Source organism: Variovorax sp. V15, assembly GCF_041154425.1.
Classification (GTDB): domain Bacteria; phylum Pseudomonadota; class Gammaproteobacteria; order Burkholderiales; family Burkholderiaceae_C; genus Variovorax; species Variovorax guangxiensis.
Window position 1 is genome coordinate 4309325 of sequence record NZ_AP028659.1, and the last position, 26310, is coordinate 4335634.

The 26310-nt window shown below is 65.8% G+C and carries 22 protein-coding genes and 2 pseudogenes; 11 read left to right on the forward strand and 13 right to left on the reverse strand.

Annotation, left to right across the window (positions count from 1 at the left end):
- Nucleotides 1-2 precede the first annotated feature (2 nt).
- The 3 genes from ACAM57_RS20465 to ACAM57_RS20475 are packed head-to-tail and all read left to right on the forward strand — an operon-like array spanning nucleotide 3 to nucleotide 3752.
- Complete coding sequence (locus tag ACAM57_RS20465; RefSeq protein ID WP_369658686.1) at nucleotides 3-2255, forward strand: FUSC family membrane protein; 2253 nt, start codon at nucleotides 3-5, stop codon at nucleotides 2253-2255.
- Nucleotides 2255-3340, forward strand: a complete 1086-nt coding sequence (locus tag ACAM57_RS20470; RefSeq protein WP_369658687.1) for a mechanosensitive ion channel family protein — start codon at nucleotides 2255-2257, stop codon at nucleotides 3338-3340. The genes ACAM57_RS20465 and ACAM57_RS20470 overlap by 1 nt, the downstream gene beginning before the upstream one ends.
- A 7-nt stretch (nucleotides 3341-3347) precedes the next feature.
- On the forward strand, nucleotides 3348-3752 hold the full coding sequence (locus ACAM57_RS20475; RefSeq protein ID WP_369658688.1) for a YbaN family protein: 405 nt from the start codon (nucleotides 3348-3350) through the stop codon (nucleotides 3750-3752).
- Here ACAM57_RS20475 and ACAM57_RS20480 read toward each other — a convergent pair.
- Nucleotides 3749-4213 carry an Lrp/AsnC family transcriptional regulator gene (locus ACAM57_RS20480; RefSeq protein WP_369658689.1) on the reverse strand — a complete coding sequence of 155 codons (465 nt, stop codon included), beginning with the start codon at nucleotides 4211-4213 and terminating at the stop codon, nucleotides 3749-3751. The two genes, ACAM57_RS20475 and ACAM57_RS20480, sit on opposite strands and share 4 nt — an antisense overlap.
- A gap of 107 nt (nucleotides 4214-4320) precedes the next feature.
- Between ACAM57_RS20480 and ACAM57_RS20485 the strand changes: the two genes are divergently transcribed.
- Nucleotides 4321-4953, forward strand: a complete 633-nt coding sequence (locus ACAM57_RS20485) for a LysE/ArgO family amino acid transporter (RefSeq protein WP_369658690.1) — start codon at nucleotides 4321-4323, stop codon at nucleotides 4951-4953.
- A gap of 42 nt (nucleotides 4954-4995) precedes the next feature.
- Here the strand turns inward: ACAM57_RS20485 and ACAM57_RS20490 are convergent, their stop codons facing one another.
- The 3 genes from ACAM57_RS20490 to pcaQ all read right to left on the reverse strand — a co-directional run bounded on the left by ACAM57_RS20490 (nucleotide 4996) and on the right by pcaQ (nucleotide 7906).
- Nucleotides 4996-5679, reverse strand: coding sequence for a hypothetical protein (locus ACAM57_RS20490; RefSeq protein WP_369658691.1), 684 nt, complete (start codon nucleotides 5677-5679; stop codon nucleotides 4996-4998).
- Between the two features lie 92 nt (nucleotides 5680-5771).
- Nucleotides 5772-6968 carry a DUF418 domain-containing protein gene (locus ACAM57_RS20495; protein ID WP_369658692.1) on the reverse strand — a complete coding sequence of 399 codons (1197 nt, stop codon included), beginning with the start codon at nucleotides 6966-6968 and terminating at the stop codon, nucleotides 5772-5774.
- Nucleotides 6965-7906, reverse strand: a complete 942-nt coding sequence (gene pcaQ, locus ACAM57_RS20500; RefSeq protein WP_369658693.1) for a pca operon transcription factor PcaQ — start codon at nucleotides 7904-7906, stop codon at nucleotides 6965-6967. Before pcaQ ends, ACAM57_RS20495 begins: the two co-directional genes overlap by 4 nt.
- Before the next feature lie 132 nt (nucleotides 7907-8038).
- Between pcaQ and ACAM57_RS20505 the strand changes: the two genes are divergently transcribed.
- From ACAM57_RS20505 to ACAM57_RS20515, 3 genes and pseudogenes are all read left to right on the forward strand, one after another.
- Nucleotides 8039-9055 (forward strand): Bug family tripartite tricarboxylate transporter substrate binding protein, encoded by a 1017-nt coding sequence (locus ACAM57_RS20505; protein ID WP_369658694.1) that lies wholly within the window; start codon nucleotides 8039-8041, stop codon nucleotides 9053-9055.
- Between the two features lie 210 nt (nucleotides 9056-9265).
- Nucleotides 9266-10215 (forward strand): annotated as a pseudogene (locus tag ACAM57_RS20510) (Bug family tripartite tricarboxylate transporter substrate binding protein).
- 133 nt (nucleotides 10216-10348) lie between these two features.
- On the forward strand, nucleotides 10349-11677 hold the full coding sequence (locus ACAM57_RS20515; protein WP_369658695.1) for a sulfatase: 1329 nt from the start codon (nucleotides 10349-10351) through the stop codon (nucleotides 11675-11677).
- Nucleotides 11678-11750: 73 nt separating this feature from the next.
- On the opposite strand, the gene ACAM57_RS20520 is transcribed toward ACAM57_RS20515, so the two are convergent.
- The 8 genes and pseudogenes from ACAM57_RS20520 to ACAM57_RS20555 all read right to left on the reverse strand — a co-directional run bounded on the left by ACAM57_RS20520 (nucleotide 11751) and on the right by ACAM57_RS20555 (nucleotide 20773).
- Nucleotides 11751-12242: a hypothetical protein gene (locus ACAM57_RS20520; protein ID WP_369658696.1), complete on the reverse strand. Its 492-nt coding sequence runs from the start codon at nucleotides 12240-12242 to the stop codon at nucleotides 11751-11753.
- A 139-nt stretch (nucleotides 12243-12381) separates the two neighbouring features.
- Nucleotides 12382-12978, reverse strand: coding sequence for a 2'-5' RNA ligase family protein (locus ACAM57_RS20525; RefSeq protein WP_369658697.1), 597 nt, complete (start codon nucleotides 12976-12978; stop codon nucleotides 12382-12384).
- Nucleotides 12979-13090: 112 nt separating this feature from the next.
- Nucleotides 13091-14706: pseudogene (locus tag ACAM57_RS20530) on the reverse strand (TIGR04141 family sporadically distributed protein).
- A gap of 321 nt (nucleotides 14707-15027) precedes the next feature.
- Nucleotides 15028-16434, reverse strand: coding sequence for a hypothetical protein (locus tag ACAM57_RS20535; RefSeq protein WP_369658698.1), 1407 nt, complete (start codon nucleotides 16432-16434; stop codon nucleotides 15028-15030).
- 304 nt (nucleotides 16435-16738) lie between these two features.
- Nucleotides 16739-17038 (reverse strand): hypothetical protein, encoded by a 300-nt coding sequence (locus tag ACAM57_RS20540; protein ID WP_369658699.1) that lies wholly within the window; start codon nucleotides 17036-17038, stop codon nucleotides 16739-16741.
- A 396-nt stretch (nucleotides 17039-17434) separates the two neighbouring features.
- On the reverse strand, nucleotides 17435-18388 hold the full coding sequence (locus ACAM57_RS20545) for a hypothetical protein (protein WP_369658700.1): 954 nt from the start codon (nucleotides 18386-18388) through the stop codon (nucleotides 17435-17437).
- A gap of 20 nt (nucleotides 18389-18408) precedes the next feature.
- A complete protein-coding gene (locus ACAM57_RS20550; protein ID WP_369658701.1) occupies nucleotides 18409-19713 on the reverse strand; it encodes a glycosyltransferase family 2 protein in 1305 nt (434 codons plus the stop codon).
- 145 nt (nucleotides 19714-19858) lie between these two features.
- Nucleotides 19859-20773, reverse strand: a complete 915-nt coding sequence (locus tag ACAM57_RS20555) for a hypothetical protein (RefSeq protein ID WP_369658702.1) — start codon at nucleotides 20771-20773, stop codon at nucleotides 19859-19861.
- 96 nt (nucleotides 20774-20869) lie between these two features.
- Here ACAM57_RS20555 and ACAM57_RS20560 point away from each other — a divergent pair, with 96 nt between their 5' ends.
- The 3 genes from ACAM57_RS20560 (at nucleotide 20870) to ACAM57_RS20570 (ending at nucleotide 24659) form a co-directional block, all read left to right on the forward strand.
- Nucleotides 20870-21430 (forward strand): hypothetical protein, encoded by a 561-nt coding sequence (locus ACAM57_RS20560; RefSeq protein ID WP_369658703.1) that lies wholly within the window; start codon nucleotides 20870-20872, stop codon nucleotides 21428-21430.
- The gene (locus tag ACAM57_RS20565) at nucleotides 21427-22662 is read left to right on the forward strand and encodes a PrsW family intramembrane metalloprotease (protein WP_369658704.1); all 1236 of its coding nucleotides are present in this window, start codon (nucleotides 21427-21429) and stop codon (nucleotides 22660-22662) included. The genes ACAM57_RS20560 and ACAM57_RS20565 overlap by 4 nt, the downstream gene beginning before the upstream one ends.
- A gap of 95 nt (nucleotides 22663-22757) precedes the next feature.
- Nucleotides 22758-24659 carry a hypothetical protein gene (locus ACAM57_RS20570; RefSeq protein ID WP_369658705.1) on the forward strand — a complete coding sequence of 634 codons (1902 nt, stop codon included), beginning with the start codon at nucleotides 22758-22760 and terminating at the stop codon, nucleotides 24657-24659.
- Here ACAM57_RS20570 and ACAM57_RS20575 read toward each other — a convergent pair.
- Entirely contained in the window at nucleotides 24632-25432 is an 801-nt protein-coding gene (locus ACAM57_RS20575; protein ID WP_369658706.1) for a DUF1266 domain-containing protein, read from the reverse strand. The genes ACAM57_RS20570 and ACAM57_RS20575 overlap by 28 nt on opposite strands.
- Before the next feature lie 277 nt (nucleotides 25433-25709).
- On the opposite strand from ACAM57_RS20575, the gene ACAM57_RS20580 reads away from it, so the two are divergent.
- Nucleotides 25710-26291 (forward strand): PadR family transcriptional regulator, encoded by a 582-nt coding sequence (locus ACAM57_RS20580; RefSeq protein WP_369658707.1) that lies wholly within the window; start codon nucleotides 25710-25712, stop codon nucleotides 26289-26291.
- Nucleotides 26292-26310: the final 19 nt, after the last annotated feature.

A 26310-nucleotide genomic window follows, 5' to 3' on the forward strand; every position in this document is an offset into this window, starting at 1 on the left:
CGATGCAGGGGCCCAGCAGCGCCGCGCCCCGGGTCCGTGCCGCTCTGCGCATCGCGCTGAGCCACTACGTCGCGAGCGGGCTCACCGTCGCGCTGGGCCTGCTCTTCATCTCCGGCGGGGTCCATCTCTGGCTGAGCACCATCGCGGCATCGGCCGCCGCCACCGGCGTGATCGTCACCGCGCCGCCCGACCTGCCCGGCCCGCGCCGCGGCAAGTTCCTGCAGATGCTGCCAGCGCCGCTCATCGGGCTGCCGCTCTTCTTCGCGGTGCAGATGCTGCACAGCGCCCCCATCCGCCTCGGGCTGGTGCTGGTGCCCGCCACCTTCATGGCCTTCCTGGCCATGGCCTGGGGCAAGCGCGGCATCCCGATCGCCATCGCGGTGATGTTCTCGATGATCTTCTCCATGGCCACGCCCGCGCCTTCCGGCATGGCCGACGCCATCGAGCGCACCTGGCACTTCGGGCTGGGCGCGGGGCTGTACGTGATCTGGGCCACGCTGGCCAACCTGGCGCTCAACGGGCGCTTTCGCACCCAGTCGGTGGCCGACGTGCTGTACTCGCTGGCCGCGCTCATGCGCACCGAGGCCAGCCAGTTCCTGCCGCAGGACGAGACCCGCGACGTGCGCGACACCCCTGCGCCCCTGCTCGGCCAGTTGCTGCGCGAGCAGGCCGCGCTGGCCGACCAGCTGCAGGCCACGCGCGACATCGTCCTCGAATCGCCGCGCACCCCGCGCCGCCAGCGACTGGCCGCCATGCTGGTGATCGTGCTCGAGATGCGCGACCAGCTGCTGGCCAGCGAACTCGACCTCGACACCCTGCGCGCGCACCCTGCGCATGCCGACGCGCTCATCGAGATGCGCCGCGTGCTCGAAGAACTCGCCGACGAAACCGTCGCGCTGGCCGACGCCCTGCTCTTCGGCCGCCACCCCGACGCCGTGGTCGACCGCCGCCCGCGCCTGGCGGCCATCCACGTCTCGGCCGACGACAGCGCCGATGGCAGCGGCGGCGGCCACATCGGGCCCACGGCCGCCATGCTCGCGCGCGGGCTGGCCAGCCGCATCGGCCACATCAACGACGAGGTGCTGCGCCTGTCGGCCATGGCGCGCGGCGACGCCGAGCCCAACCTGGCCGTGGTGCGCGCCAACTGGCAGCTCTTCGTGAGCCCCACCGACTGGTCGCTGCGCCCCTTCTTCACGCTGTGGAGCTGGGACCAGCCGCCGCTGCGCCACGCCATCCGCGCCGCGCTGGCCATCGCGGCCGGCTACGCCATCGCGGTGTCGATGCCCTGGGGCTCGCACGACTACTGGATCCTGCTGACCATCGTGGTGGTGCTGCGCGGCAGCCTCTCGCAGACGCTGGAGCGGCGCAACGCCCGCGTGGCCGGCACGCTGCTGGGCTGCGTGCTGGCGGTGGGGCTGCTGTCGGCGCACCCCTCGGCGCTGATGCTGCTGGTCATCGTCACGGTCGCGCAGGCCATCGCGCACAGCTTCGCGGTGCGGCGCTACCTCATCACGGCGGTGGCCGCCACCGTGCTGGGGCTGGTGCAGGCCCACATGCTGAACGTGGGCGTCGCGCCGATCTTCGCGCTGTTCGAACGCATCGCCGACACGCTCATCGGCGCCGCGCTGGCCTGGGGCTTCTGCTACGTGCTGCCTTCGTGGGAGCGCACGCAGATCCCGGCGCTGGTCTCGCGCGTGCTCACCGCGCAGGCCCGCCATGCACGCCTCGCGCTGGGCCTGGGCCAGCTCAAGGCCATCGACAGCAGCCCCGAGCTCGAGTGGCGCCTTGCGCGCCGCGAGGCCTACGACAGCCTCTCGGCGCTGGTGCAGGCCACGCAGCGTTCGCTTTCCGAGCCGCGCGCCGTGCAGCCGCCGCTGGAGCCGCTGGAGCACCTGCAGGCCCACAGCTACCAGCTGCTCGCGCAGCTGAGCGCGGTGAAGTCGATGCTGGTGCTGCGGCGCGACCGCCTCACGCCGGCGGAGGTGGAAGGCCCCATCGGCCGCACCGCGCAACGAATCGAGGCGGCCATCGGAACCATTCCGACCACCGGCCCCTCCCACCCCGAGAGTTCGGGTTCGACCGCCGTCGGCGGCCCGATCCCCCTGCCCGACCCGTTCGACAACGACATCAGCCCCTGGCTGCTTCGCCGCCTCGACCTGGCCACGGCACTCGCCACGCAGCTGCGCGACGACGCGGCGCGCATTCTTCAACCTCTGAACGAGACAACAGAACAAGCGAAGACGACTCCCGCCTGATGACCCAAGAGATACTCGCCCACCCCTGGTTCGGCACCTGGCTTGCCGCACTGATCGCAGTTCCCCTCTCTCTTCTCGCCCACCGCATCGTCGGCCTGGTGCTCAGGCGGATCACCCGCCCCGCGCCGGCCATCCATGCGATGGTGGTCAATTGCAGGGCTCCCGCCCGGCTCGTGTTCCCGCTGGTGGCGCTCACCATGGTCTGGCAGGGCGCGCCGGACGACCTGCGCTTCATCGGCAACGTGCGCCATCTCACCGGCCTGCTGCTCATCGCCGCCGCCACCTGGCTCACGGTGAAGGCCATCAGCGGCTTCGCCGAAGGCGTGCTGGCGCAGAACCCCTCCGACATCGCCGACAACCTGCAGGCCCGCCGCGTGCTCACGCAAACCCGTGTGCTGGCGCGCACCGCCATGTCGGTGGTCATCGTGGCCGGCGGCGCGATGATGCTCATGACCTTCCCCGGCGCGCGCCAGGTGGGCGCGAGCCTGCTGGCCTCGGCCGGCGTGATCGGCATCGTGGCCGGTCTTGCCGCCAAGCCCGTGTTCAGCAACCTCATCGCCGGCCTGCAGATCGCGCTGGCGCAGCCGATCCGCATCGACGACGTGCTGGTGGTCGAGGGCGAATGGGGCCGCGTCGAGGAAATCACCGGCACCTTCGTCGTCCTGAAGATCTGGGACGAGCGCCGCCTGATCCTGCCGCTGAGCTATTTCATCGAGAAGCCGTTCCAGAACTGGACGCGGCATTCGTCGCAACTGCTGGGCGCGGTGTTCGTCTACGTCGACTACGGCATGCCGCTCGCGCCGCTGCGCGCCGAGGTCGAGCGCATCGTGAAGGCCGCGCCCGAGTGGGACGGCCGCTTCTTCAACGTGCGCGTGACCGACGCCACGGAGCGCACCATGCAGATCCGCGTGCTGTGCACGGCCGCCACCTCGGGCCTGACCTTCGACCTGCGCTGCAGCGTGCGAGAGGGCCTCATCGACTTCATGCAGCGCGAGTACCCGCAGTTCCTGCCGAAGATGCGCATCTCGGCCGACGGGCTGCCCGAGCGCGAGCAGCTGCCGCAACAAGGACAGGCCCCGGCCTGATCCTGTCTTGAAGCCAGAGCCGGCCCCCGCCCCCGAACGCAAGCCCGCGCTCACGCGAGCGCTGCTCTACGCCTTCGCGGTGCTGTGCCTGGTGCTGGGCCTCATCGGCGTGATCGTGCCCGGCATGCCGACCACGGTGTTCATCCTTATGGCCGCATGGGCCGCGGCGCGCAGCTCGCCACGGCTGCATGCCTGGCTGCTGAACCACCGCCTCTTCGGCCCGCTGCTGCACAACTGGGCCAACGGCCGCACCGTGAGCCGGCGCGCCAAATGGAGCGCGACCGTGACGATGGCGGTGTGCGCGGTGATCGTGTCGTTCACCGCGCACCGTGCGTGGCTCGCCGTGCTGGCCATCGGGTGCATGGCCTGCGTGCTGGCCTGGCTGTGGTCGCGGCCGCTGCCCCCGGCCTAGCGGCGCGGCGACGTTTCCGGTTCGGGCGCGGCGATGGGGCGCGCCGGAATCGGCACCGACATCACGATCGACGTGCGCGTCTCGCCCAGGTGGTTGATGCTGCTCACGAAGGCTTCCAGGTGCTCGATGTCGCGCGCCGCCACCTTCAGCACGTACGAGTCCTGCCCCGTCACGTGGAAGCACTCGAGCACCTCGTTTCGACCCTCCAGCAACTTCAACAGCCGCGCCTTGTCGGGCTGCGGCGTGGTGATGCCGACCAGTGCCGTCACCGTATAGCCCACCTTGCGCGGAGGCACCACCGCCCGGTAGCCGGCCAGCACGCCAGCTTCTTCCAGCCGCTTCACGCGCTCGGAGGTCGACGGCACCGAAAGCCCCACCTGCCGCGCCAGCGCCGTGAGCGAGGTGCGCGCATCGGCCTGCAGCACTTCGAGGATCTGCCAGTTCTTGCTGTCGATTTCCATGGATTTCAGGCTTCGGCGGTCGATTCGTCTTGAATTTCAGGCAGGAAGCGCATTCCGCCTGAGCTTCGCCATTCTCCTCAGGCGAAGCTGTAAACACAATTTACAGCATGGACTCCACCCTCTTCCTCAAGGCCCTCGTCATCGGGCTCTCCATCGCGGCACCCGTAGGCCCCATCGGCCTCCTGTGCATCCAGCGCACCCTCGCGCATGGCCGCGGCATCGGCTTTCTCAGCGGGCTCGGCGCCGCGCTGGCCGACGCCTTCTATGGCGCCATCGGCGCACTGGGCGTGTCGGCCGTCATCGCGTCGATGGTGGCGGCCCGCGTGCCGCTTGCGCTGGGCGGCGCCGCCTTCCTCGCTTGGATGGGCGTTCAGCTGCTTCGCGCGCCGGTGGCGACCGAGGCCCGGCAGGCGGCGGACGCCACCACGCCGCTGAAGGCCACGCTCTCGGTCTTCGTGCTCACGCTGGCGAACCCGATGACGATCCTGTCCTTCGTCGCGGTGTTCGCGTCCATTTCGACGGGCCACGTTGCAGGCCACACCCCCGGCGCCTCCCAGGCCGCGACCATGGTGCTCGGCGTGTTCCTGGGCTCCGCGCTGTGGTGGCTAGGACTGTCGACGATGGTGTCGTCGGTGCGGCACAAGCTCAGTGCCAAGACCATGCAGTCGATCAACCGGCTGTCGGGCGCGATCCTGCTGGGCTTCGCGGTCTATCAGCTGTCGACGCTGCTGCCGCGCTGAGCATCTGATCGCGGCCGCTGCCCCGACTCGGCGATCAAACCCTCAATAGAACTCGCCAATCTCCACCACCGGCCCTCTGAACACATCCTGCAGCGCCTCCACGAACGCCCGCGCCGGAAGTCGGTGGACCGACTCGACAAAACCCGGCAGGTCCTTGCCGAAATCGATCACCAGTCCACCTCTCCAGAAACCCAGGCACTCGGTCCAGTCGATGTTCTTACGGGCGAACCCCTCGACTTGCGCGCGTACAACAGGCGGCTTCAGGACGTAGTCCGACGAGAAACTCTCGCTGTAGATGTAGCGGTAGGGCTCCGCCTCATCCGGCGCGAGTTGCTGTCCATTCACGGCCAGCGGCGGTGAAACAAGATCGAAAAAAATGCTGTCGGAACTGTGTTGGATACGGTAGTCATTACCCAATATCAGCACGGTCTCCGTCGTGTAACGATCGGAGGGTCTCACGCTCGCGTAGTTGGAAGGCCCCGCGAGCGCCGCCACAGGTGTCGCTTTGACGCCGCGATATCGCAGCGCGACTCCCGGCCCAGAGGCAGCGAGCGCGCCCGCCTCCTCGAAAGACACGTTCTCTCGCCGCGACAAGTCAACCGCCTCGACAAGCTCCGTACCGATTGACCATTCGGCCAGAAGCTTCGCGACCCGCGCGGCCGTGTCGGCGCTCGGCCGCCAATTGGCATCGTCGACGACAAGAAAGTGCCTGTACTCAATACCCATGGACTCCTCCGTCATGAATGGCGGCGGCAACTCTGCGCACGCTTGGCCGAGAGGATCGCATACCCACGCCCGCTTGCCAGCGACAAAGGGCGTCAATGCTTGCGCCGCATCGGCGGACGCTCAAGGTTCGTGAACGCACGCAGCACCCACTCGACCGGCCCGTAGACGAAGCGCCCCAGCCACCAGCGGCTCAGCACCAGCTGCGCCGCGAAGATCGCGAAGGCGATGCCGGTGGCGGCCAGCGGCCCCATGGTGCCGATCCAGCGCAGCCCGTAGGCCAGGAAGAGCCATGCGCAGACCAGCGACTGCATCAGGTAGTTGGTCAGCGCCATGCGGCCTGCCGGCGCGAGCATGGCTTCGAGCACCCGGCCGCGCGGCGACAGCATCAGCAGCACGAGGCCGGCCGCGTAGGCAGCAGTGAGAAATGGCGCGGTGAGCAGCGTGGCCGCGAGGCCGTAGAGCTCGCGCACCGGGTTGTCCAGCCGGATCGAAGGAAAGGCGTACACCGCCGCGCCCGGCAGCCCGATGACCAGCCCCCAGCGCAGCAGTCGCTCGAACAGCGGCCGGTACGCATCGGCATTGGCGAACAGCTCGCGCCGTCCCGCGATGAAGCCCGCGAAGAACATCGCCAGCGCCGTCGGCGCCTGCACCAGCCCGGTGATCCACCAGATCTGCGAGAGCTCGCGCAGGTGCTGCACGATCACCGTGAACGGCGTTCCGCGATACGCGGCCAGCGCCCTGGCGGCATCCGCATAGGCCGTGCGCGTGTCGTTGGGCGCGCCCGCCTTCACCAGCAGGTAGCCGATGCCCGCCCACAGCAGCGAAGTAGCCAGCACCAGGAACACCGCGGCGCGCGCCATGAACACGTCGCCGCGCCGCCGCAGCGCCAGCAGCACCGCCCCCAGCACCGCGTAGGTGGTGAGGATGTCGCCGTGGTACAGCACCACCGCGTGCACCAGCCCGAGCACCCAAAGGCCCACCAGCCGCCGCCCCATGCGCGGCGCGAAAGCCTTGCCGCCGCGCTCGGCCGACTGCATCTGCAGCGTGAAGCTGTAGCCGAAGAGAAAGGAGAACAGCAGGTAGAACTTGGTCTCGAACACCAGCGTGCGCACCAGCAGCGCCGCGCGTTCGAGCACCGACTGCGCCATCGGGTCGGGAATGCCCGCGCCGTAGTACGTGGAGGAAAAGCTCGCGATGTTGACGACGAGGATGCCCAGCAGCGCGAAGCCGCGCAGGGCGTCGACCAGCGACTGGCGCTCGGCGGGCATCGTCTTGTCGCTGCCGCTCATGCGGGCACTCCCTCGATCGTTCGATGCCTTGTCGCCACGATCTCGCGGATGACCTCGATCAGCAGGCGCGCGCCTTCGGCCGGCTCGTCGCCGCGCCGCATGGTGAGCCCCACCGGCCCTTCGGTGCTGGAGGTGTCGATGGCCAGCCGCTTGAGTTCGCCGCGCTCGACCAGCCCTTCGACCGCCCCCTGCGGCGCGAACCACACCGCATCGCAGCGCTGCAGCAGCCCCAGCACGAAGCTCGTGTCCGTCGCTTCCACCAGCCGGCCGGGCAGCGCCATGCCCTGCGCAATCAGAAAGGCGTCGGCCGTGTGCCGTATCGACGTGCCCGACACCGGCAGCACCAGCGGATGCTCCGCCAGCGCGTCGAGCGGCGGCTTGCGCCGAGCCGCCAGCGGATGCCCGGGCCGCACCACCAGCAGTAGCGGCTCGCTGTAGAGCTGCTCGAAGGCCAGGTCGGCCATGGCCGAGGCCTGCGCGAGGCGGCCGAGCACGAGGTCGATCTCGCCCTGGCGCAGCTGCGTCATCAGCTGCGCGTTGGTGCCGCTCACCACGCGCACCCGCAGCGCCGGCTGCGAGGCGTGCAGCATGGCCACGGCCTCGGGCAGCAGGTTGGCCACCATGTTGGGCAGTGCGCCGACCGCCACGCGCAGCTGGTCGGCCTCGGGCTGGTCCATGGCCAGGCCCAGGCCCTCGCGCAGGCCGCGCAGCGCCGAGACGGCGTGGCGCACCAGCACCTCGGCGGCGGGAGTGAGCTCCACGCCTCGCCGGCGGCGCAGCAGCAGCTGGCGGCCGACGATCTCCTCCAGCTCGGCGACCGTCTTGGACACCGCCGGCTGCGTGAGCGACAGCGCCTTGGCCGCGCGCACCAGATTGCGCTCCTGCGCCACCATCACGAGGCACTGCAGGTGGCGCATCTTCAGGCGCCCAAAGTTCATGGCTGACACGATGTTTCCTTGGGAGAGTGGCCGCCTCAATATAACCAGCCGGAATAGCTGGCAGAAGAGCTTTCAGTTGTGCCGCCCCCGCCGGCCACCTAGAGTTGCCCTGGATAACGGAGACAAGACGACATGACCACCGGTTCGCCCAGCAACACCTTTCGCGGCACGCGCCGCCGCCTCGCCGCTGCCCTCGCAACCTGCGCAGCCCTCGCCTTCGGCGCCACCGCCACCACGCAGGCCCTGGCCGCCGACGCGCCCTACCCCGCCAAGGCGGTGCGGCTGCTCGTCAACTTCCCGGCCGGCGGGCCCATCGACATCCTCGCCCGCGCGCTGGCCGACGCGCTGCAGAAGGACCTGAAGCAGCCCTTCATCGTCGACAACCGGCCCGGCGCGGGCGGCAACATCGGCGCCGACCTGGTCGCCAAGAGCCCGGCCGACGGCTACACCGTGCTGCTGGGCATCGACAGCACCTTCACCATCAACCCGCACCTGTACGCCTCGATGCCCTTCGCGGCAAAGGACCTGAAGCCGCTGATGATCTTCAGCTCCTCGGGCCTGGCCTTCGGCGTGGCGCAGGGCGTGAAGGCGAAGACGCTGCCCGAGTTCATCGCCCAGGCCAAGGCCGAGCCCGCCACCTTCAGCTCGGCCGGCAACGGCAGCCCGGGCCACATCGCCGCCGAGATCTTCGCCAGCGACACGGGCGCCAAGATCACCCACGTGCCCTACAAGGGCAACGCCCCCGCCGTGCTGGCGCTGATGGGCGACGAGGTGCAGGCCGGCATCCTCGCCACGCCGGGCCTGCTGCCACAGGTGCAGGCGGGCAAGCTGCGCGCCCTGGCCGTGACCGGCAAGCAACGCTCGCCGCTGCTGCCCCAGGTGCCCACCGTGGGCGAACTGGGCCTGAAGGGCCTGGAATTCGAGGTGCTCTACGTCTCGATGCTGCCGGCCGGCACGCCCGAGCCTGTGGCGCAGACGCTGCGCGCCGCGCTGCAGAAGGCGATGGCGCTGCCCGAGATCAAGGCACGCCTCGCCTCGCTCGACATGGTTCCGCTGGGAGAAACCGGCACCGTGGCCAGCGAGCACCTGGCCGCCAGCCAGGCGCGCTACGGCCGCATCGTGAAGGCCACCGGCATGAAGGTGGATTGAGACAGCAGGCAGAACGGCAATGAAGGAAGGGTTAGTCCGGTGAATGGTTGATTTGATCAATCGAGCGCGGCCTCTTCAGAATCGTCCGCAACTGCGGATCCCGCGGCCATACTCGATTGCCATCGATAGCCATCGCCTGAACGACGAAACAAGGACCTGCTCACCATGCTGCCGACCCCATCCCTCTCCATCACCCGCCGCCTTGCCGGCATGCTGGCCATCGCCGGCCTCGCGACGGCTTTCGCTGGCGGCGCGACGGCCGCCGAGGTCAAGTTCGACACGCCCCTGCGCATCGTCGTCGGCTACGCCCCCGGCGGCGCCACCGACCGCGTGGCGCGCATCGTGGCGACAAGCTCACCACCCGCCTGGGCGTGCCCGTGGTGGTCGACAACAAGCCCGGCGCCGGCGGCCGCCTCGCGGCGCAGCAGGTGAAGGCCACGCCCGCCAGCCAGAACGTGCTGATGCTCGCCAACCCCGCCGTGATGATCGTGGCGCCGCTGGTCTTCAAGGACAACAACTACGACCCCGACCGCGACTTCGTGCCCGTGTCGTACGTCAACGACTACAACTTCGCGCTCGCCGTGTCGCCCACCCTGCCCGTGCGCGAACTGAACCACCTGCTCGCCTGGATGCGCGCCAACCCCGCGCAGGCCAACGTGGGCGTGCCGGCCACCGGCAGCCTGCCGCACTTCTTCGGCCTCATGGTCGGCGAGAAGGCCAAGGTGCAGACCCAGGTGATCGGCTACCGCGGCTCGGCGCCCCTGCTGAACGACGTGATCGGCGGGCAGGTGCCCGTGGCCGTCGACACCGAAGACGTGGCCGTGCCGCAGCACACCGCGGGCAAGCTGCGCATCCTCGCCATTTCGGGCGCCAAGCGCTCGCCCTTCGCGCCCGACGTGCCCACCTTCAAGGAAGCCGGCCTCGACCTCGCGGCCACCGGCTGGAACACCTTCTTCGCGCCGGCCACCATGCCGAAGGAAAAGGTCGAGCGCCTCGCCGTCGTCATCCGCGAAGTCATGCAGGACCCGGACACGCAGCGCAAGTTCAAGGACTCGGGCATGACGCCCGTGGTGAGCACCCAGGCGCAGACCGCCGCGATGCTCAAGGCCTACCGTGCCCAATGGGCGCCGGTGGTGCAGAAGTCCGGTTACCAGCCTTGAACGACCCCCAGTCTTCGCGCACTTCGTGTCGCTTCGCCAACCCCCTTGCAGGGGGCAACACCGGCGGCCCGGCAGAGCCGGTTCCGCGGTGTTCCCCGAAAAGACCTCCTAGCCTCGAAGGCGCGATCAACTTATGACCAGACCCAACATCATCTTCATCGTCGCCGACGACCTCGGCTATGCCGACCTCGGCTGCTACGGCGGCCGCGACGCGGTGTTCGGCCCCGTCTCGCCCGTGCTCGACGGCCTGGCCGCCAACGGCCTGAAGCTCACGCAGGGCTACGCCAACTCGCCCGTGTGCTCGCCCACGCGCTTCGGCATGATCACCGGCCGCTACCAGTACCGCCTGCGCGGCGCGGCCGAAGAGCCCATCAACAGCAGGAGCCGTGGCAGCACCACCCTGGGCCTGCCCACCGACCACCCCACCCTGCCCTCGCTGCTGAAGGCCAGCGGCTACCAGACCGCCCTCATCGGCAAATGGCACCTGGGCTACCCGCCCACCTTCGGCCCGCTGCGCTCGGGGTACGACGAGTTCTTCGGCCCCATGTCGGGCGGCGTCGACTACTTCACGCATTGCGACTCCACCGGCCGCCACGACCTGTGGTTCGGCGAGGAAGACAAGCAGGAAGAGGGCTACCTCACCGACATCCTCTCGAAGCGCGCGGTCGACTACGTCGAACGCATGTCAGAACTTCAGAAGAAAAAGGAGGCCCCCTTCTTCCTGAGCCTGCACTACACCGCCCCCCACTGGCCGTGGGAAACCCGCGACGACGCGGCCAAGGCACCGAGCATCAAGGACAACCTGTTCGACCTGGCCGGCGGCAACATCCACGTGTACCGCCGCATGATCCATCACATGGACGAAGGCATCGGCTGGATCATGGACGCGCTCAAGAAGCACGGCATGGCCGACAACACCCTGGTGGTGTTCACCAGCGACAACGGCGGCGAACGCTTCTCCGACAACTGGCCGCTGGTCGGCGGCAAGATGGACCTGACCGAAGGCGGCATCCGCGTGCCATGGATCGCGCACTGGCCAGAGGTGATCGCCAAGGGCGGCGAGAGCACCCAGCTGTGCATGACCATGGACTGGTCAGCCACCATGCTCGACGCAGCCGGCGTGGCCGCGCACCCCGACTACCCGCTGGACGGCGTCTCGCTGATGCCCGTGCTCAAGGACGCATCGAAGAGCTTCCGCCGGCCGCTGCACTGGCGCATGAACCATCGTGGGCAAGAGGCGCTGCGCGACGGCGACTGGAAGTACCTGAAGGTCGACGGCAACGAGTACCTGTTCAACATCCCCGGGGATGAGCGCGAGCGGGCTAATCTGGCGAAGAAGGAGCCGGAGCGGCTGGCCGCGATGCGGGCGGATTGGCAGGCCTGGAATGCGACGATGCCGGCGATTCCGGAGGATGCGACTGTGAGTCTGGGGTATTCGGTTAAGGATATGCCGCAGAGGTGAGTTGGCCGAAGCGCGCAGAAAAGGTCAGCAGCTCCCCAAGCTGCAGGCCCTGCGCGCCTGACACTTGCGAACGTCAGCGCCAGCTCGGAGGTGGGCCACCGAGTCGGGACAAGGCGATAGGCGGTGCGTCGTCGAACACCTGCCAACGCAACTGCTCTGCCGCGATTTCATAGACGTGGGCGCGAAACGCACACACAAAATGCCGTAGCCGGGCCGCCTCTTTCCACACGGATTCGCGCGCGAGCGCCGGTAGCCAGGGGGAATCCTCAACTTCGTAGAGGCGATTCGCCCGCAGGCCCAGAGAGACCAGTGGGTGACCATCCCGCGCATCTCCGTTCCACATCTGCATGCGGACCGCGGCGGTGTGCAGGAAGTCGATTCGGACGCTCGGACCCGTCTCGGCGTTCAACACGCGAATACCTTCCACAGTTGCAGGAGACAGATCAGCGTGGCAGGCCAAGCTGAGCAAAGCGGATTCCTGCGAGAGGTACTGATACAGCGAATTGGGCACCCATCGCGGTACGTCCTCAAACTCGACGAGCGATGTATTGCGGTCAAGCGTCATGAGGCCATTCTCAGGCACGCGCTTGCGCAAATGGCGCCTGCGCGGCCACCACGCTCGACGCAGCCCGCGTGGCCGCGCACTCCGACTATCCGCTGGACGGCATCTTGCTGATGCCTGTGGTGAAGGACTCGAAACAGCGTCACTGCGGCACGGGACCACTGCCGGAGGACTGAAGCGGATAGGACGCCAGCACCTCGTGCCACACAGGCCGCGTCTTCAGCCACGAACGCACGAACAGAAACTCGCGCACCGGCCAGCGAACAGGCGGCATGGCCGGTGCGGCGGCCCCCGATGCCTTGCGGGCGATGGTGATGTGCGGTGCCCAGTCGTCGTGGCGGCCCGACAGCCACGGCGCGAGCTGACGCACCACGGCTTGCTGCAACCGGTCGAGCGCTGGGTGCGGCTGCGGGCGCACGATGGCGATGCCGTTGTGGGCCCAGACGCCGGACCAGTCCAGCAGCAGCTCGAAGCTCTCTTCCATTCGCAACTCGCCCAATGCCTGGCGGATGCCTTCGACGGCAGCATCGCCCTGTGGCGAGATGTGGCACAGCGTCATGTGCAACCGGTTCGGCTTTGGGAGGCTCGGCTTGGGCTGCGTGCGCCAGACCCACTGCGCGCGGTGCTCAGCGATGGCGGCCTGCACCGCCTCGTCGGGCTTGAGCCAGGCATAGAGCATGGGCATTTCCAGTCGTGCGCGGCGCGCGGCATCGGCGGGGGTGAAGGGGGCGATGTCCATGGTGGGGAACATTGGACACCAGGCGGCGGGGCCATGCCTGAACGAGGTTGGCGTTGAGTCCGCGGGCCAATAGCATGTGAGAGCCGCGATGGACGATGCGTTGACTTCTTCCTTAGGGAATAGGACGTGGCGTCGTCGGAGCGCCGGCGATCGAAACCCGGAATCCACGCTGGGAGAGGTTTTCGAAAGCCTTCGACAGGTTGACTTTGCTGAAGAATGGCAGGCTCTGCTTCAGCATCGCACTGGCCTCGCCCAAGATCAGGAAAACAATCTCATAGTCGGCACTCCTGAGGGTGTCCAAGGGCACAAGATCACGTGCAGCCGGATCTACCCCACGCAGCACCGTTCGTGCCTTCTTACGGAATGCCTTGTCTCCGAGCATGATTTCAGCAGCGACGCCGCCCTGAGCAAAGAGGTGGCTCAATCCAGCCGATCCGCCCTTGCGATGCTTCACATGCACTAGTTGCTTGGCAGGGGTCAGAAGGTCGCAAAGTTCTATGGGTGATGTAGTCCGATCGGTTTTGACGAGCTTTTTATCCAGCAAGAAATACCCATACGTTGCAGCTGCTCGAATGTTGTAATTACCTTCAGACTCAATTTTCGACTCACCCCCTTCCTCCCACACTTCAACGGCTGGGAATGCAAGGGTGGATATTGGAATCAAGTCCAGCGTCGCGGCAATACGGCCAATGAATGTTGCATCAACCTCATACCACTTGCCGTCAAACACGATCTTCGTTTTATCGCCGTCAACGATCTCAAAGTAGATACAGCGGTACACCGAGTGTTCAGTAATGTTTCCGTCGACATCGTGGACAAAAAGCCGGTCGTGTTTCAAACCATCGATGGTTAGACGCGCCAAATCAGGAATGGTGTCGATGTAGTCCGCTGAATGAATGACCGGACGCACACCATCCTTTCTTCGTGTAAAGCTGAGCCTAGGATCGTGTCCCACGCGCCAATCTCCGGCAGCGTCACCATGACTTCGGGATTGCGCGTGGCGACAGCTTGAACTAGCTGGGTGTTCAGCGCATTAATCGAGGCTTCATCCTTGATCTTGCGGACGTTGTCCACCCACGAAAAGGACTCTTTGTAGTCATCATTGACGTAGTAGCCTTTGATGCGACGAGCCAGCATGGGGAAATCCGAAGCTTCCATTTCGACGCCGAAGGAGAACATCGCGTCTCCACCTGCGATCTGCACAAGAGCAACTCCATTCTTGGGGACACCCGTCACGGCGCGAAGAACGTCCCGCAGGATGTCGATGCCAAAGACACCTACCTCCGAGTCGCGAGCAGCTTGGGACTTCTTCTGAACAGGCTGGTCTTCGAGAGTATGCAAGTCAACGCTGCGTAGTGATTTGTCATCGAGCGTATTGAGCGCAGTGCGGATACCAAAGTCCTGAACAAACAGCGACTGCTCGATCAAATACCGACCATACCCAAAGGCAAACGCGAAGACGTCGCCGTCCACTCGAAGTAGTAGAACCGCAGAACTCGATCGATTTGCTAGACCCGGTACGACGCGACCAGTAACCTCATCGAGTACAGGGCCCCAGATAGGCCTTTTCTCAGTACTTCTCTTCACACAAAGGACGCCCTCGATGCCCAAGATATCTGCCATTGGATAGTTGTCCACCGGCGCGTTGGCAAGAAGATCCTCAAGCGCTTGGCCATCGCTTAAGGGTTTTGCCAGAAAGAGGTTCAGGCGGCGGTAGATTTTTGCCATCTCATTTCCCCATTTTTTCGAGGAACGGACACCTTGACAAAGCACCGCGCAAAGCAAGCGCCGTGGACGACACCCCGTTCATCAGGGCATCTTGGCGCCCACAGAAAAAGTTTGGGATCGGCATAGGAACCCTCCTCGGTGCGACATTAGCGGAGTGGAAAGTTCTAGAGCATCCCGTCTTTGTGGGATGACCCTATTTGAAACACTTGCGCGCCTTTCAGCCACTCCGAACAACTTCTCCACATCCGGTGCCGAATGCGTCGTGATATTCGCGCACGAGGTATCAGTGCAGCGCCCTGGCCTAGATGAGCGACCTCCGTCTCAGAAAGTCAAGGCCTGATCCACAACCTTGACGGCACCCAGCCGTGCCTGTTTTCCAGCCGCCGCGAATTGCGCCAGAGTCGTTTGCGGATCAGCACCCAAATACTCTGCAATCAACATCGCTTCGGTCGGTCGGCTCCGTGTGTGGGGATCCATCGGAGTCTCCCAGTCGTAGGTAGTCGTTGCGACTGGCTGGCTCATGCTGACGTGCTTTTCAGGCATCTTCACCATCAGTTGCCGATCGGCGAAGACCAGGTCCAAATCGGACTCCGTGAGCGGCAAGCCAGCCTTCGCGATTTCATTCAGTGGATAGAGATTGCCGGCAGTCAATTCGCGCGCGCTCTTCTTTGAAGATTGCAGGACAAAGCTGAAATCGGCTTCCCCTTTTGATGTGCGCTTGTAGCCTGCGACGGTGCTCATCGCTAGTCTCAATTGCTCTTCAACAGCTTGCACCCCCAACAACTGACGGTAGGGGCGGTCCAGCTGGTCCAAGGACACCTGCGCGTTATTAATGCGAATCTCGATGAGCGATCGGCGACTGGATTTCGGCTGGCCCCATCGATTCTCGACATCGAGGTATTCCTTCTGCAACGCCAATTGATACTGAACCGGCTTCATCAGTGCTTTGACACGGACAACAAGCTCAGCGAGGTCCATCTTCCCTTCGCGCTCACGCTCCGTGACGATCTCCATGTCAGCCCATGATTCCCATGTAGTCGCGGGGACTTCAACGAATGCATCGCTGTCGAACTTCATCGACTCCCTTTGCTCTTCGTCCATGCCGGATTCCGGCACACGAATCCGCATGGCAGTGCCGTCTTGGGATTTTTGGGCGTTTCTCCATCCGGTCGCCAGACTTCCTCGATATTTGATGCACGAGTCACGGATCCATGCTCGCACTCCCGCTTCTCCACGGGCCAGCGCATCGCCCACCTGGCGTCGAGCCTTCTCGAGTGCCTCGAGGTGTTTGGCCGTTGCCTTGCTGTCCAGATCGCTATTGACGAGCTTCCCCTTGAGCTTCTGAAGTTCCGGCTGGATGGCCTTGACGAGGTTGAGTTCGCTGAACAGCTTGTCTCCAGCCTCGGCCTTGACCTTCCAGTTCACGAGGATTGCGCTAAGGGTCGCTGCACTGGTCTTCAGCTCCTGATGAACCGTGTCCTCATCTGGTCCGATCGCCCGCTCGGCCAACATGTGGAGAATCTTTTTCAGGCGCTGATGATGGTGCCGGACGATCGCGACGCGTCCCTCTTTCTGCAGCTGGCTCTGGCGGGCGAAGTAGCGCAGCTTGTCTGCTTGCGGCAACTTTCCCGGATCCTTGACGTTGGCCAGATCATCCAGCGTGGCCGTGTCCAGGTCGAGAGTGAACGTGACGGCGAACCTCACATGAATCGCCTTGATCAAGTACATACCGGAAGCTCCTGGCTTGAAGAGATGAATAGAGCCGGGACTCATGGAGGCTGATTGGTTCAACTCAGGCACGGTAGCGACCGTCACATCAGCACTTCTCTGCGGCCGTCTTGCTCTTTTTCTTTACGCCATAGAGCACTCGCCCCAACACTCTGGATGCGCCTGCCATTTGCAACAGCGTCTTTTTCGGCCTCCCATGTCTCGGCACGGGCACTCCCGAGCGGTACGGTAGCGAAGTGCCGAGTGCTGGGCATCACCACTTTGTGGGATGCCCAGTGAAGCCGATAAAAAGCGCTAGAACCTTTTACTTCGGCGCGCTCACCTCCAACAACATCTCCGCCTCCCGAGCCAGGTCGGCAGCAATCCAGAGCATGTTGTCCCGATGCTTCTCCCCCGCCTCCTCAAACCACCCGTTGCCGTCGCCATAACAGCACCACAGCAGCGAGTTCAGCTGCGCCAGTTTGATTTCGAGTAGTTCCCTTGCCTCGTCGGGCGTCGGGGCGGGCGCCGTGGGCTTGGTGGTGGTGCCGCGCGTGGTGCTGCTGTTGCTGCTGCGGCGGGAAGATTTGGGCGTGGGACGCCCGGCCATAATTCGCGTAGCCATTTGGTGTGCCTTCTTTCCAAGGTGTTGCACGTCATGTGGTCAGACGGTCAGGGTGTTCACGCACCCTGACCGTCGCCTTTTGTGCCTCACGTTCGCACCAGTGCACCGAGGAGCACCGGCAACCCGCCGTGAGGTAGGCGGTTCATCAGGTCAGTGGGTCAGCTGTTGGGGAGCTCCTTTCACGATCGGTGGTCGTCGCCCACAGGGAGGGGCGTCTTGCGACAGGGGCATTCACTTTAGAGAAGCGAAGCCGCGCAAGAGAAAAGATTTCGTCGAGGATTTCTCGAAACGGCGGGATATCTGCCGGGGCGCTGCGGCGGGACACAAAGCTATGACTTTTGAGAGCCTGTCGCCCTCTGCCGGCTCGTGTCTTTGGTGGCTGGTTCGTGCCTGCGATCAGAACCGGATGATCCACTCCCCACGCAGATACCGATACTGGTAGCTCGGCCCCGCGAAGGTGGTGCTGCGGCTGTAGCCGGCGCCGAAGCGGAACACGTGCGCGCCTCTCACGGGGCTTTGCAGGCTCACGTCGAGCAGCCTCGTGGGCTGGCTCATGTCGTGGTTGATGGTCTCGTTGCCGAGGCCTGCGGTCACGGAGGCGGTCCATCCCTGGAAGCGGTGGCGCCAGCCGATGGCGAACATCGACTCGCTGTAGCTCGTGGGGTTGAAGTAGGCCCTGTCGACGTCGTCGTGGGTGCTTCGGTATGTGCGGTAGCGCGCCTGCAGGGTGAGCCCGAGGTCGAGCGAGGGCTGGTAGATGAGCCGCAGGCGTCCGTGGTCTCGCCGGTTGCCGTCTGAAAAGTACTGCTGTGCGACGAGGCCCACCAGGGTGACGTGGTCGCCCAGGCGCTGGTCGGCCGCGACGCCGACGAACGTGAAGTCGATGCCCCTGTCGAGCGACTTCGGGGTTTCGACCCAGTCGCGCGTGATGAGGAATTCGACCGCCGTGCTCTTGGTGGGCGATATGCGGTAGCTGCCGTCGAGCGTGAGCAGCGTGTGGCCGCCCTGCTCGAACACGCCGGCTTCCATGGAGCCGCCGTCGGCGGTTCGGGTTTCGATGTCGCGCGCGAGGAAGGTGAGCTTCTGGCCGCTTCTTTTCCAGCTGTCTTGCTTGTATCGGTAGTCGCCGAGCCTGAAGCCGAGAAAACGGTCGGCATTTTCGAAGGCGGGAAAGAATTCGACCGACACGCGGCGCGACTGGAAATGGTCGCTGTCGTTGGTCAGGTAGAACTCGGGGCCGAAGGCCATGGTCTTGGGCTTTTCTTCCTCTTGCGCCTTGCAGGGAGCGGCGGCAAGCAGCGCGAGCGCCGGAATAAAAAGAAGAAAAGCGGTGGCCGAATGTCGTCTCATCGGTTTCATCGATGCCCGGGTCATTTGGTCCCCCAGGCCTTGGGCCTTTTGAAGAGCTCGTCCAGATATCCGAGAACGCTGGCCGGCTGAAGAATCAGGCTGTAGAGCAGCACGTAGATGAAGAAGCCCTGGAAATTCTTTCGCACGACGAGCCCTGTTTGCTTGAACATCCGGCGCTCGATGGAAAACATCAGCAGGCTCAATGCGAATGCGGCCGGTATGAGCGCAAGGGTCATCGGGCCGACGATCCAGAAATAGCCGAAGAGCGCGAGCACCAGCCCCGGAATGAATCCGATGGTGTAGGCCAGGTCGAGCCACGGAAAAAGCAGGTTCCAGTAAATGAAGAAGGTCGAAAGCCGGGGCTGCAGAAGAATGCCCGGGTGCTTGGCGAAAGCCTCCGTCATGCCGCGCGCCCAGCGCTGGCGCTGCTTCACCAGTTGGCGGATGCTGGTGGGCACGTTGGTGAAGAGGCAGGCGTCCTCGCAGTGGCCGATGCGGTAGCCGGCCTTCAGCAGGGCCCAGGTGAGCACGATGTCTTCACCCACGCATTCAGGCCAGCCGCCGACCTCTTCGAGTGCGTCGCGGTCGTAGAGAGAAAACGCGCCCTGCGCCACCAGCGTGCCCTGGAAGAGCGACTGCACGCGCTTGATGGCCGCGATGCCGTGGAAGTAGTCCCACTCCTGGCAGCGGGTGATCCAGTTGTAGCGCGAGTTGCGCACCAGGATTTTTCCGGCAACGGCGCGCGTATTGGGCGGGTCGGAGTGGTAGCGCTCGACGATGCTGGTGAGCGCGCCCTTGTAGAGGAATGAATCGGCATCGACCGTGATGACGATGTCGTGCAGCACCTGTTTGAAGCCGATATTCAGGGCGCGCGCCTTGCCGCCGTTCTGCTTGAGGTCGACAAAAGTGATCCACGGATACCGGGCGCAGGCGCCCTCGACCACGGTGGCGGTGCCGTCTTTCGAGCCGTCGTTGATCACGAGGACCTGCAATTCGCCGGGGTAGTTTTGCCGCTCGATGCTGACGAGGGTCTCTTCAATGGAGGCTTCCTCGTTGTACGCGGCGATCAGGATGGATATCGGGGGATAGACGGAGAGCGCGGTACGCGGCGGCCTTTTGTCCAGAAGCAGGCTGATGGCCAGAAATGCATTCATGAACCCCGGAACGATGGCAATGCCATAAACCAGGAAAACGGCCAGCACGATGCCGACATGGGTGGTCAGCTCGGTCAGCCAGGCTTGTGCGGCCCAGATCGAAAAGGCAACCCACGCAACCGAGCCGATCAATGCGATGAAGAACTTGCCCGATACGGGCAGGTAGATCATGGAATGAGGCGTCTTTTGGCTGCTGTCGGTCATATCGCCTTGTGACAATTCCGCGAAATGTAATCTTCCGCGGAGGCGATGAATAGTCTCGTTACCCCGTCACGCCATTTTTGCAACAGTCGCGCATCGGTGCGCGCGAGAGCTATTACGAGGGGTCGTAGCCCGGCGCAGAACTGATTTCGTTCGGCTTGTAGATCTTGTGCTGCGCCATGCCGGTGCCGGCATCTGTTACCACCAGCAGGCGCCACAGCGGCTCGCGCACGGAGCAGTCGCTTTCTTCCTTGCCGAGCTTGAAGCTGGGCACGCCGGGCGCGGTGCCCTTGACGGCCACGCGCAGCAGGGTCTGGCCCTTGGCGTTGGACACTTCGAGGTCGAAGCCCTTGCCGGTCATGTTCTCGGCCTTGTAGCCGTAGCCGGTGAAGTGCTTGACGACGTATTCGAGGGCGGCAGCCTGCACGGCTTCGGGCGTGGCCTTTTCGTCGTCGGCGGCCTTGGCGGCGGCGGAGAGTTTCTGCGGAATGTTGCCGCGTTCCCTTGCGGCCTGCACTTCGGCTTCGCTCGGCGCCCAGCCGCGCGGGCCGCGCACGAGCACGGCGAGTTTCTGTTCGGGCTCCCAGCTGGCCACATGCCATTCGTCGTCGTCGCGCACGCGGGTGGACACCTTGGCGTCCTTGTTGCTCTCGACTTCGAGAATGGCGATGCGGTTGGTCTGCACCACGGCGCGGAAGCCGTTGCCGGCGTCGTAGCTGCGCTTGAGCAGCGCGAGCCTGTCTTTTGCGCGCTGCAGCTGCTGGGCGTTGCGCTCGCCGCCGCCGGCGCGGTGGTGGGCGTCGAGCGATTCAAGGTAGAACCAGCGCCCACTGGCCGACACGTTGACCCATTCGGCCCAGATGGTGGCGATGACGTTGTCACCGGTGGCCAGCCACGCGTGCTCGAATGGTTTGTCGCGCGCGTCGAACACACCCATCTTGGCGACGATCTCGACCGGCGTGAGCCGTGGGCCCTTGAGCCGCATCTCGTCGATCACAGTGAGTACGCGGGGGTCGACTTCCTTGTCCATTCAGTGGAATTCTGCTGAGTTTGAGGGGGTGGGGAGTATGCCGCATCGCCCGGCGCCGACGCCCGTGCGCAGGCAATCGTATGGCACGATCAAAGGATGAACGAGCCCTCACGCCGCATACCGTATCGCACCTGGCCTGGGGCGCTGGCGGTGCTCCTCGCGATTGCCGCCTACGTGGGCGGCCTCACCTGGTGGGACCGCCACACGCCGGGCAACCGGCCGCTGCAGCCGGGCGAAACGGTCGAGGCGGGCCAGGCCAGGTTCGTGCCGGCCGAGGGTTGGGAGATGGACGTTGCGCGCTCCAAGGCGGGCCAGTCGCTGATGCTCTTCAAGGGCGGCCACAAGTTCCTGGTGACGACCTTCCCGTGGGCGGGCGGGCCCGATGGCCCTCTCGTGCGCCAGCAGCGGCTGATGGAGCGCGGCCAGCGCCTGCAGATCGACGGCGACGTGTCTGACTTCATCACCTCCTGGGGCCTGCAGGGCAAGACCTTCGCCTACTACGGCTCGAAGCTGGCGGGGCGGTTCTGGCAGGTGGTCGACGTGCGGCGCAAGTCGCTGGTGCAGATCGACTTCTGGGGCTCCAGCGACGGCATGGACGACGCGCTGCAGGAGGCGCGCTCGATGCTCGACTCGATGGACCTGGAGGCGCCGCAATGAACATGCCGGTGTTCGACCAGGGCGACCAAAGCGGCCAAGGCAGCCAGCAGGTGACCGAGGTGGCCGGCTGGCCCGTCGGCACCGACTCCTTCTTCCAGCCCCGGCGCGTGGCCTTCTGGGTGCTGGCGGCGCTGATATTGAACGGGCTGTTCTACACGGTCTACATGTTCTCGCTGGGGGTGCGGGTGGTGCCCGTGACCGCCTTTCTGGGGCTGACGGTGTGGGGCATCTACACGATGCTCATCGTGCAGGCCTTCCGCACGCTCGACCTGCTGGAGCAGCACCCGACGGAGGCCTACGTGCTGGCCTTCGCATGGGGCGGCATGGGCGCCGTGTACTTCGCGGCGCCGGCCAACGTCGCCATCCAGAGCCTGTGCGCCAAGCTGATTTCGCCGGAGTTCGTCGCCACATGGGGGCCGGCCATTGCGGGGCCGGTGACGGAAGAGTTCCTGAAGCTTGCAGGCGTCGTCCTGCTGGTGCTGGTGGCGCGCAACCAGTTCCAGACATATCTGTCGGTGCTGATCGTCGGTGCGATGGTGGGGCTGGGCTTCCAGGTGGTCGAGAACCTGAGCTACACGGTCAAGTCGGCGGTGCACTTTCCGCTGGAGAACCAGGTCTATCCTGTGCTTCTGAACCTGTTCACGCGCGGGCTGCTGAGCGGGCTGTGGAGCCACGCGGCCTACACGGCGATCGCGTCTTTCGGCGTCGCCTGGTTCCTGCTGCATCCGCAGCGGCCGATGGTGGTGCGCGTCGCGGTCGCGGTGCTGTGCTTCGTGCTCGCGTGGGCGATGCACTTCATCTGGAATTCGCCCTTCCTCGAAGACCTGTTCGACGGCGGCTATGGAGAGATGGCGGTGATGCTGGTCATCAAGGGCCTGCCCGCGATCATCGTGGCCGCCCTCTTCTGGCATGTTGCCGCGCGCGAGAACGGCACCTACCTGCATGCGCTGGCGGCCTGGTTCGTGCCCGAGCGCGACCTGATCCAGGACGACGAATGGGTGCGGCTGGGCGCGCCCATGCAGCGCTACAGGGTGCGCCGCGAAATGGGCTGGACCTACGGCTGGCGCGCAAGACGCCTGAAGACGCACCTGCAGCGCGAGCAGCTGCGGCTGATCCGCAAGGCCGCGACCTACGGCCGGGGTCCGCAGACGCTGAAGCACGAAACGGCCGTGAGGCGGCTGCGCGCCAAGCTCGATCCGATCATCGCTGCAGGAATCACGGCAAAGACCTGAGGCGTTGGTTTCTCGCGATGACGGGCAATTCCTGCCCCGAATTGTGAAAAAAGATTGCTAAAGTCGTACGCGTCATGCGACGACAACAACAAGAAATGCCTGGACTGCGCCTGCTGGCGCTGCTGGTGCTCCTCTTGCTGGGCACCGGCTGGAGCTTCCCCGCCAGGGCCGTCACGCTCGTCGAACAGGCTCAGCTCACGCTGACGCTGCATGGCAAACACCCCACGGACCAGCCGCCGCAGCCGCACGCGGTGCAGCTGCCCTACAACTGGGACCAGCGGCAGGGCGCGGTCGATGGCGAGGCGGCTTTCGCGTTCGACGTTCCCGTCACCGATCCGAGCGTGCCGCACGCGCTGTTCGTGCCGCGCATCGGCAACAGCTTCAGGGTGCTGGTCGATGGACGGGAGTTGGCGCGATTCGGCACCTTTCCGCCGGGGCCGTACGACGATGCCTCGTTCACGCCGCAGTACTTCGCGCTGCCGGATTCATCGGCCCCGGTGCGGCGCGTGGAGATCGTCGTCGCCGCGCAGGCCGCGCGCCAGGGCGGGCTCTCGCCAGTGGTGGCGGGCACCGAGGCGGAGATCCGGCCGCTGTATGAAGACGCGCTCTTCTGGCAGATCAGCGGCGGGCGCTTCATCGCCATCGTGAGCGGCGTGCTCGGGGCGCTGTCGCTGCTGGTGTGGCTGCGGCAACGCGAGTCGCTGTATCTCTACTACGGCCTGGGCGAGCTGCTCTGGTCGGTGCAGACGGCGCGGGTGCTCTTCACCCATGCGCCGCTGCCGTGGCCCTGGTGGGGCGTGGTGCCGCTGGCGGCCTTCCAGGCGGCGGTGCCGCTGCTGTGCCGCTTCGCGCTGTCGGTGGTGGGCAAGGGAGACTCGCGGCTCGCGCGCTTTCTCGGCCTGCTGGCGCTGCTGTCTCCGGTGACGGCCACGCTGGGCATCACGGTGCCGCTGCTGTGGCTGATGCCGGCGTGGCAGATCCTCTTCTTCCTGTCCGGCCTGGCGATGGTGGTGGTCGTGCTGCGGGTGGCGGTGCGCAGCCCGGTACTGGAGCACCGCGTGCTGGGCGTGGCGGTGGTGCTGGTGGTGCTGAGCGCCGCGCGCGACAACTGGGTGATGCGCACCTCGCCCGAGGCCTATGCGGTGGTGCCCTGGATACGCTTCGCGTGGGTGGGCTTCGCGATCTCGCTGGCCTGGGTGATCGCCGAGCGCATGCGCAAGGACGTGCGCGCCGTGGCGCAGATGAACGCATCGCTCGAGGCCGAGCTGGCCGAGCGCAACGCGGCGCTCGAAGCCGTCTTCGCGCGCGAACGCGAAGGCGAGAAGGCACGCGGCGCGCTGGAAGAGCGCCAGCGCCTCACGCAGGACCTGCACGACGGCCTCGGCGGCCAGCTGGTCGGCCTCCTGCAGATGGCCCAGCAGCCCGGCGCCGCCATGAACGACGTGGCGCTGCACCTGCGCGACGCGGTCGACCAGCTCAAGCTCACGGTGGACGCCATGCACGGCTGCGAAGGCGACGTGGCCTCCGCACTCGGCAGCGTGCGCTACCGCCTCGGCCCTCGCCTGCAGGCTGCCGGCATCGAGCTGCGATGGGACGTCGGTTCCCTGCCCACGATGACGGGCTGGACCGCACGCGAATCGCACCAGCTGCAGATGCTGCTGTTCGAAGCCTTCGGAAACCTGATGGCGCATGCGCAGGCGACGCAGGCCGGCCTTGGCGCGAGGCTGCTGGAAGGCTCCGGGGAACGCGCCATCGAGATCGAGCTGCAGGACAACGGCCGCGGCTTCGACACGCAAGCGGCGTTCGCCGGCAAGGGCCTCGCGAACATGCGCACGCGCGCCGCTGCGCTGGGAGGCACGCTCACCGTGCGCTCGCAGCCCGGCGAAACCAGCCTGCTGCTGCGCCTGCCGGTACCGGCGGCATCGACGACGCCGGGCGAGCCCGGGCGGGAAACGGGCCGGCCGCCGCTTCAGCCGGCAAACGGCACGCTGCGATAGGGACTGCGCGCGTCGCTCAGCAGCAGGCGGTTGGTGCGCAGCAGGTGCTCTTCGCGCGCATCGGAATACTTCCAGATCAGGCCGCCGGCGATGTAGGCAGCGCTCACCTGCGGCCAGCTGCCGTACGCCTCGCGCACCTGCCTGGCGAGCCCGCCGGCAAAGCCCGCGAACTCCGCGCGCTCGATGTAGCCGAGCTGCACCGCCCAGCGCGACAGGCTGGCCAGGCGCACGGCGTCCCACGCGACCAGGCTGGATATGTCGGCGGGCGAAGCCTTGAAGTGCTTGCGCAGCTCATCCACCCAGCTGCGGCTGCCCGCCATCAACTGGGCCAGGTCCGCCATCGGCTTGCCGCTCTGCGCCGAGAGCTCGCGGTAGTCCAGGCTCTTGCGCGCCTTGATCTGGAAGAACGAGGGGAAGAAGGCGTCCATCACCATGCGCAGGACCGCTGGCGTTTCCTGCGTTGCCGTGTCGATCGCGGCAATGGCGTTCCAAAGGGACCGGTAGGCCGATCGCTGCCCTTCCTCGACGAGCCATCGGGCGGTCTGCTCGAAGCTGGCGCGGTCGTGCACGCTCCACACGTCGGCGATGCCTTCGCGCAGCACGTCGTTGTCCTTGCCGGTGGCCACCGCGTTCACGAAGTCGCCGTTGAAGGCGGACAAGGGCGCGCTGAGCGTGACCAGCCATTGCTCCTGGCCCGAGAGCGCCTCAGCCGCGTCGAAGTGAAGCTTGTCGTTGTCCATCATCGCGTGGCCGAGCGTGTCCATCATCCCCATTGAAACTCCCTGTGTTCGAAGCGCCCATGCATCCGGCGGATGCCAGGCAGGTTGACAAATGGTGGGGCCGCACGCGCGGCGAACTGGCGCCGGATTGGCGTGGCAGGCACGCCGCAGCCCCGAGGAAGGGCAGATGTTAACCAGAACGGACGTCCGGACATCCGATGAATTCGGGCCTTGGCCAATAAGAGGCACGCCCTTCGTTCCGGGTATCGATTTGACTAAATTTTAGATATATCTAAAATAATTCAGACATACCTCAAGAAGGATCCCCACCATGAGACATTTCCACTTCGGCCATGGCCATCACCACTGCCACGTCGCCCGCGGCGAGCACGACGACGGCCTTTCCGGCGGGGGCCGCGGTCATCGCGGCGGACGTGGCGGCGGCGGGCGCGTATTCGGCCATGGCGGCCTGCGCTTCGTGCTGCTGCAGCTCATCGCCGACAAGCCCTCGCACGGCTACGAACTCATCAAGGCCATCGAAGAGCGCCTCGGCGGCAGCTACGCGCCCAGCCCCGGCGTGGTCTACCCCACGCTCACGCTGCTCGAGGAGATGGGCTATCTCAGCGTAGACACCGCCGACGGCAGCGGCCGCAAGAGCTACAGCATCACCGACAGCGGCCGCGAATTCCTCGCGGCCAACCGCGAGATGGCCGACGCCATGATGGCCCGCATGAGCGGCGGCGTCGACGGCGCCGGCCCGCGCGGCGGACGCCCGCCGCAGGTCACGCGCGCCATCGAGAACCTCAAGCTCGCGATGCGCATGCGCCTGACGGGCGCGCCGCTGACCGATCAACAGGCGCACGAATTTGCCGCGGTGCTCGACGCCGCAGCCCAGCAGATCGAAAGGATCTGAGGGGCCGAGGGCAACCCGA

What these genes read in the sequence shown, in the direction of transcription:
- ACAM57_RS20575 (WP_369658706.1), bottom strand. Translation starts at nt 25,432, where the DNA reads ATGGGGATGATGGACACGCTCGGCCACGCGATGATGGACAACGACAAG.
- ACAM57_RS20485 (WP_369658690.1), top strand. Translation starts at nt 4,321, where the DNA reads ATGGACTCCACCCTCTTCCTCAAGGCCCTCGTCATCGGGCTCTCCATC.
- ACAM57_RS20520 (WP_369658696.1), bottom strand. Translation starts at nt 12,242, where the DNA reads ATGACGCTTGACCGCAATACATCGCTCGTCGAGTTTGAGGACGTACCG.
- pcaQ (WP_369658693.1), bottom strand. Translation starts at nt 7,906, where the DNA reads ATGAACTTTGGGCGCCTGAAGATGCGCCACCTGCAGTGCCTCGTGATG.
- ACAM57_RS20560 (WP_369658703.1), top strand. Translation starts at nt 20,870, where the DNA reads ATGAACGAGCCCTCACGCCGCATACCGTATCGCACCTGGCCTGGGGCG.
- ACAM57_RS20490 (WP_369658691.1), bottom strand. Translation starts at nt 5,679, where the DNA reads ATGGGTATTGAGTACAGGCACTTTCTTGTCGTCGACGATGCCAATTGG.
- ACAM57_RS20465 (WP_369658686.1), top strand. Translation starts at nt 3, where the DNA reads ATGCAGGGGCCCAGCAGCGCCGCGCCCCGGGTCCGTGCCGCTCTGCGC.
- ACAM57_RS20550 (WP_369658701.1), bottom strand. Translation starts at nt 19,713, where the DNA reads ATGATCTACCTGCCCGTATCGGGCAAGTTCTTCATCGCATTGATCGGC.
- ACAM57_RS20515 (WP_369658695.1), top strand. Translation starts at nt 10,349, where the DNA reads ATGACCAGACCCAACATCATCTTCATCGTCGCCGACGACCTCGGCTAT.
- ACAM57_RS20540 (WP_369658699.1), bottom strand. Translation starts at nt 17,038, where the DNA reads ATGGCTACGCGAATTATGGCCGGGCGTCCCACGCCCAAATCTTCCCGC.
- ACAM57_RS20525 (WP_369658697.1), bottom strand. Translation starts at nt 12,978, where the DNA reads ATGGACATCGCCCCCTTCACCCCCGCCGATGCCGCGCGCCGCGCACGA.
- ACAM57_RS20545 (WP_369658700.1), bottom strand. Translation starts at nt 18,388, where the DNA reads ATGAGACGACATTCGGCCACCGCTTTTCTTCTTTTTATTCCGGCGCTC.
- ACAM57_RS20505 (WP_369658694.1), top strand. Translation starts at nt 8,039, where the DNA reads ATGACCACCGGTTCGCCCAGCAACACCTTTCGCGGCACGCGCCGCCGC.
- ACAM57_RS20570 (WP_369658705.1), top strand. Translation starts at nt 22,758, where the DNA reads ATGCCTGGACTGCGCCTGCTGGCGCTGCTGGTGCTCCTCTTGCTGGGC.
- ACAM57_RS20555 (WP_369658702.1), bottom strand. Translation starts at nt 20,773, where the DNA reads ATGGACAAGGAAGTCGACCCCCGCGTACTCACTGTGATCGACGAGATG.
- ACAM57_RS20565 (WP_369658704.1), top strand. Translation starts at nt 21,427, where the DNA reads ATGAACATGCCGGTGTTCGACCAGGGCGACCAAAGCGGCCAAGGCAGC.
- ACAM57_RS20470 (WP_369658687.1), top strand. Translation starts at nt 2,255, where the DNA reads ATGACCCAAGAGATACTCGCCCACCCCTGGTTCGGCACCTGGCTTGCC.
- ACAM57_RS20535 (WP_369658698.1), bottom strand. Translation starts at nt 16,434, where the DNA reads ATGTACTTGATCAAGGCGATTCATGTGAGGTTCGCCGTCACGTTCACT.
- ACAM57_RS20495 (WP_369658692.1), bottom strand. Translation starts at nt 6,968, where the DNA reads ATGAGCGGCAGCGACAAGACGATGCCCGCCGAGCGCCAGTCGCTGGTC.
- ACAM57_RS20580 (WP_369658707.1), top strand. Translation starts at nt 25,710, where the DNA reads ATGAGACATTTCCACTTCGGCCATGGCCATCACCACTGCCACGTCGCC.
- ACAM57_RS20480 (WP_369658689.1), bottom strand. Translation starts at nt 4,213, where the DNA reads ATGGAAATCGACAGCAAGAACTGGCAGATCCTCGAAGTGCTGCAGGCC.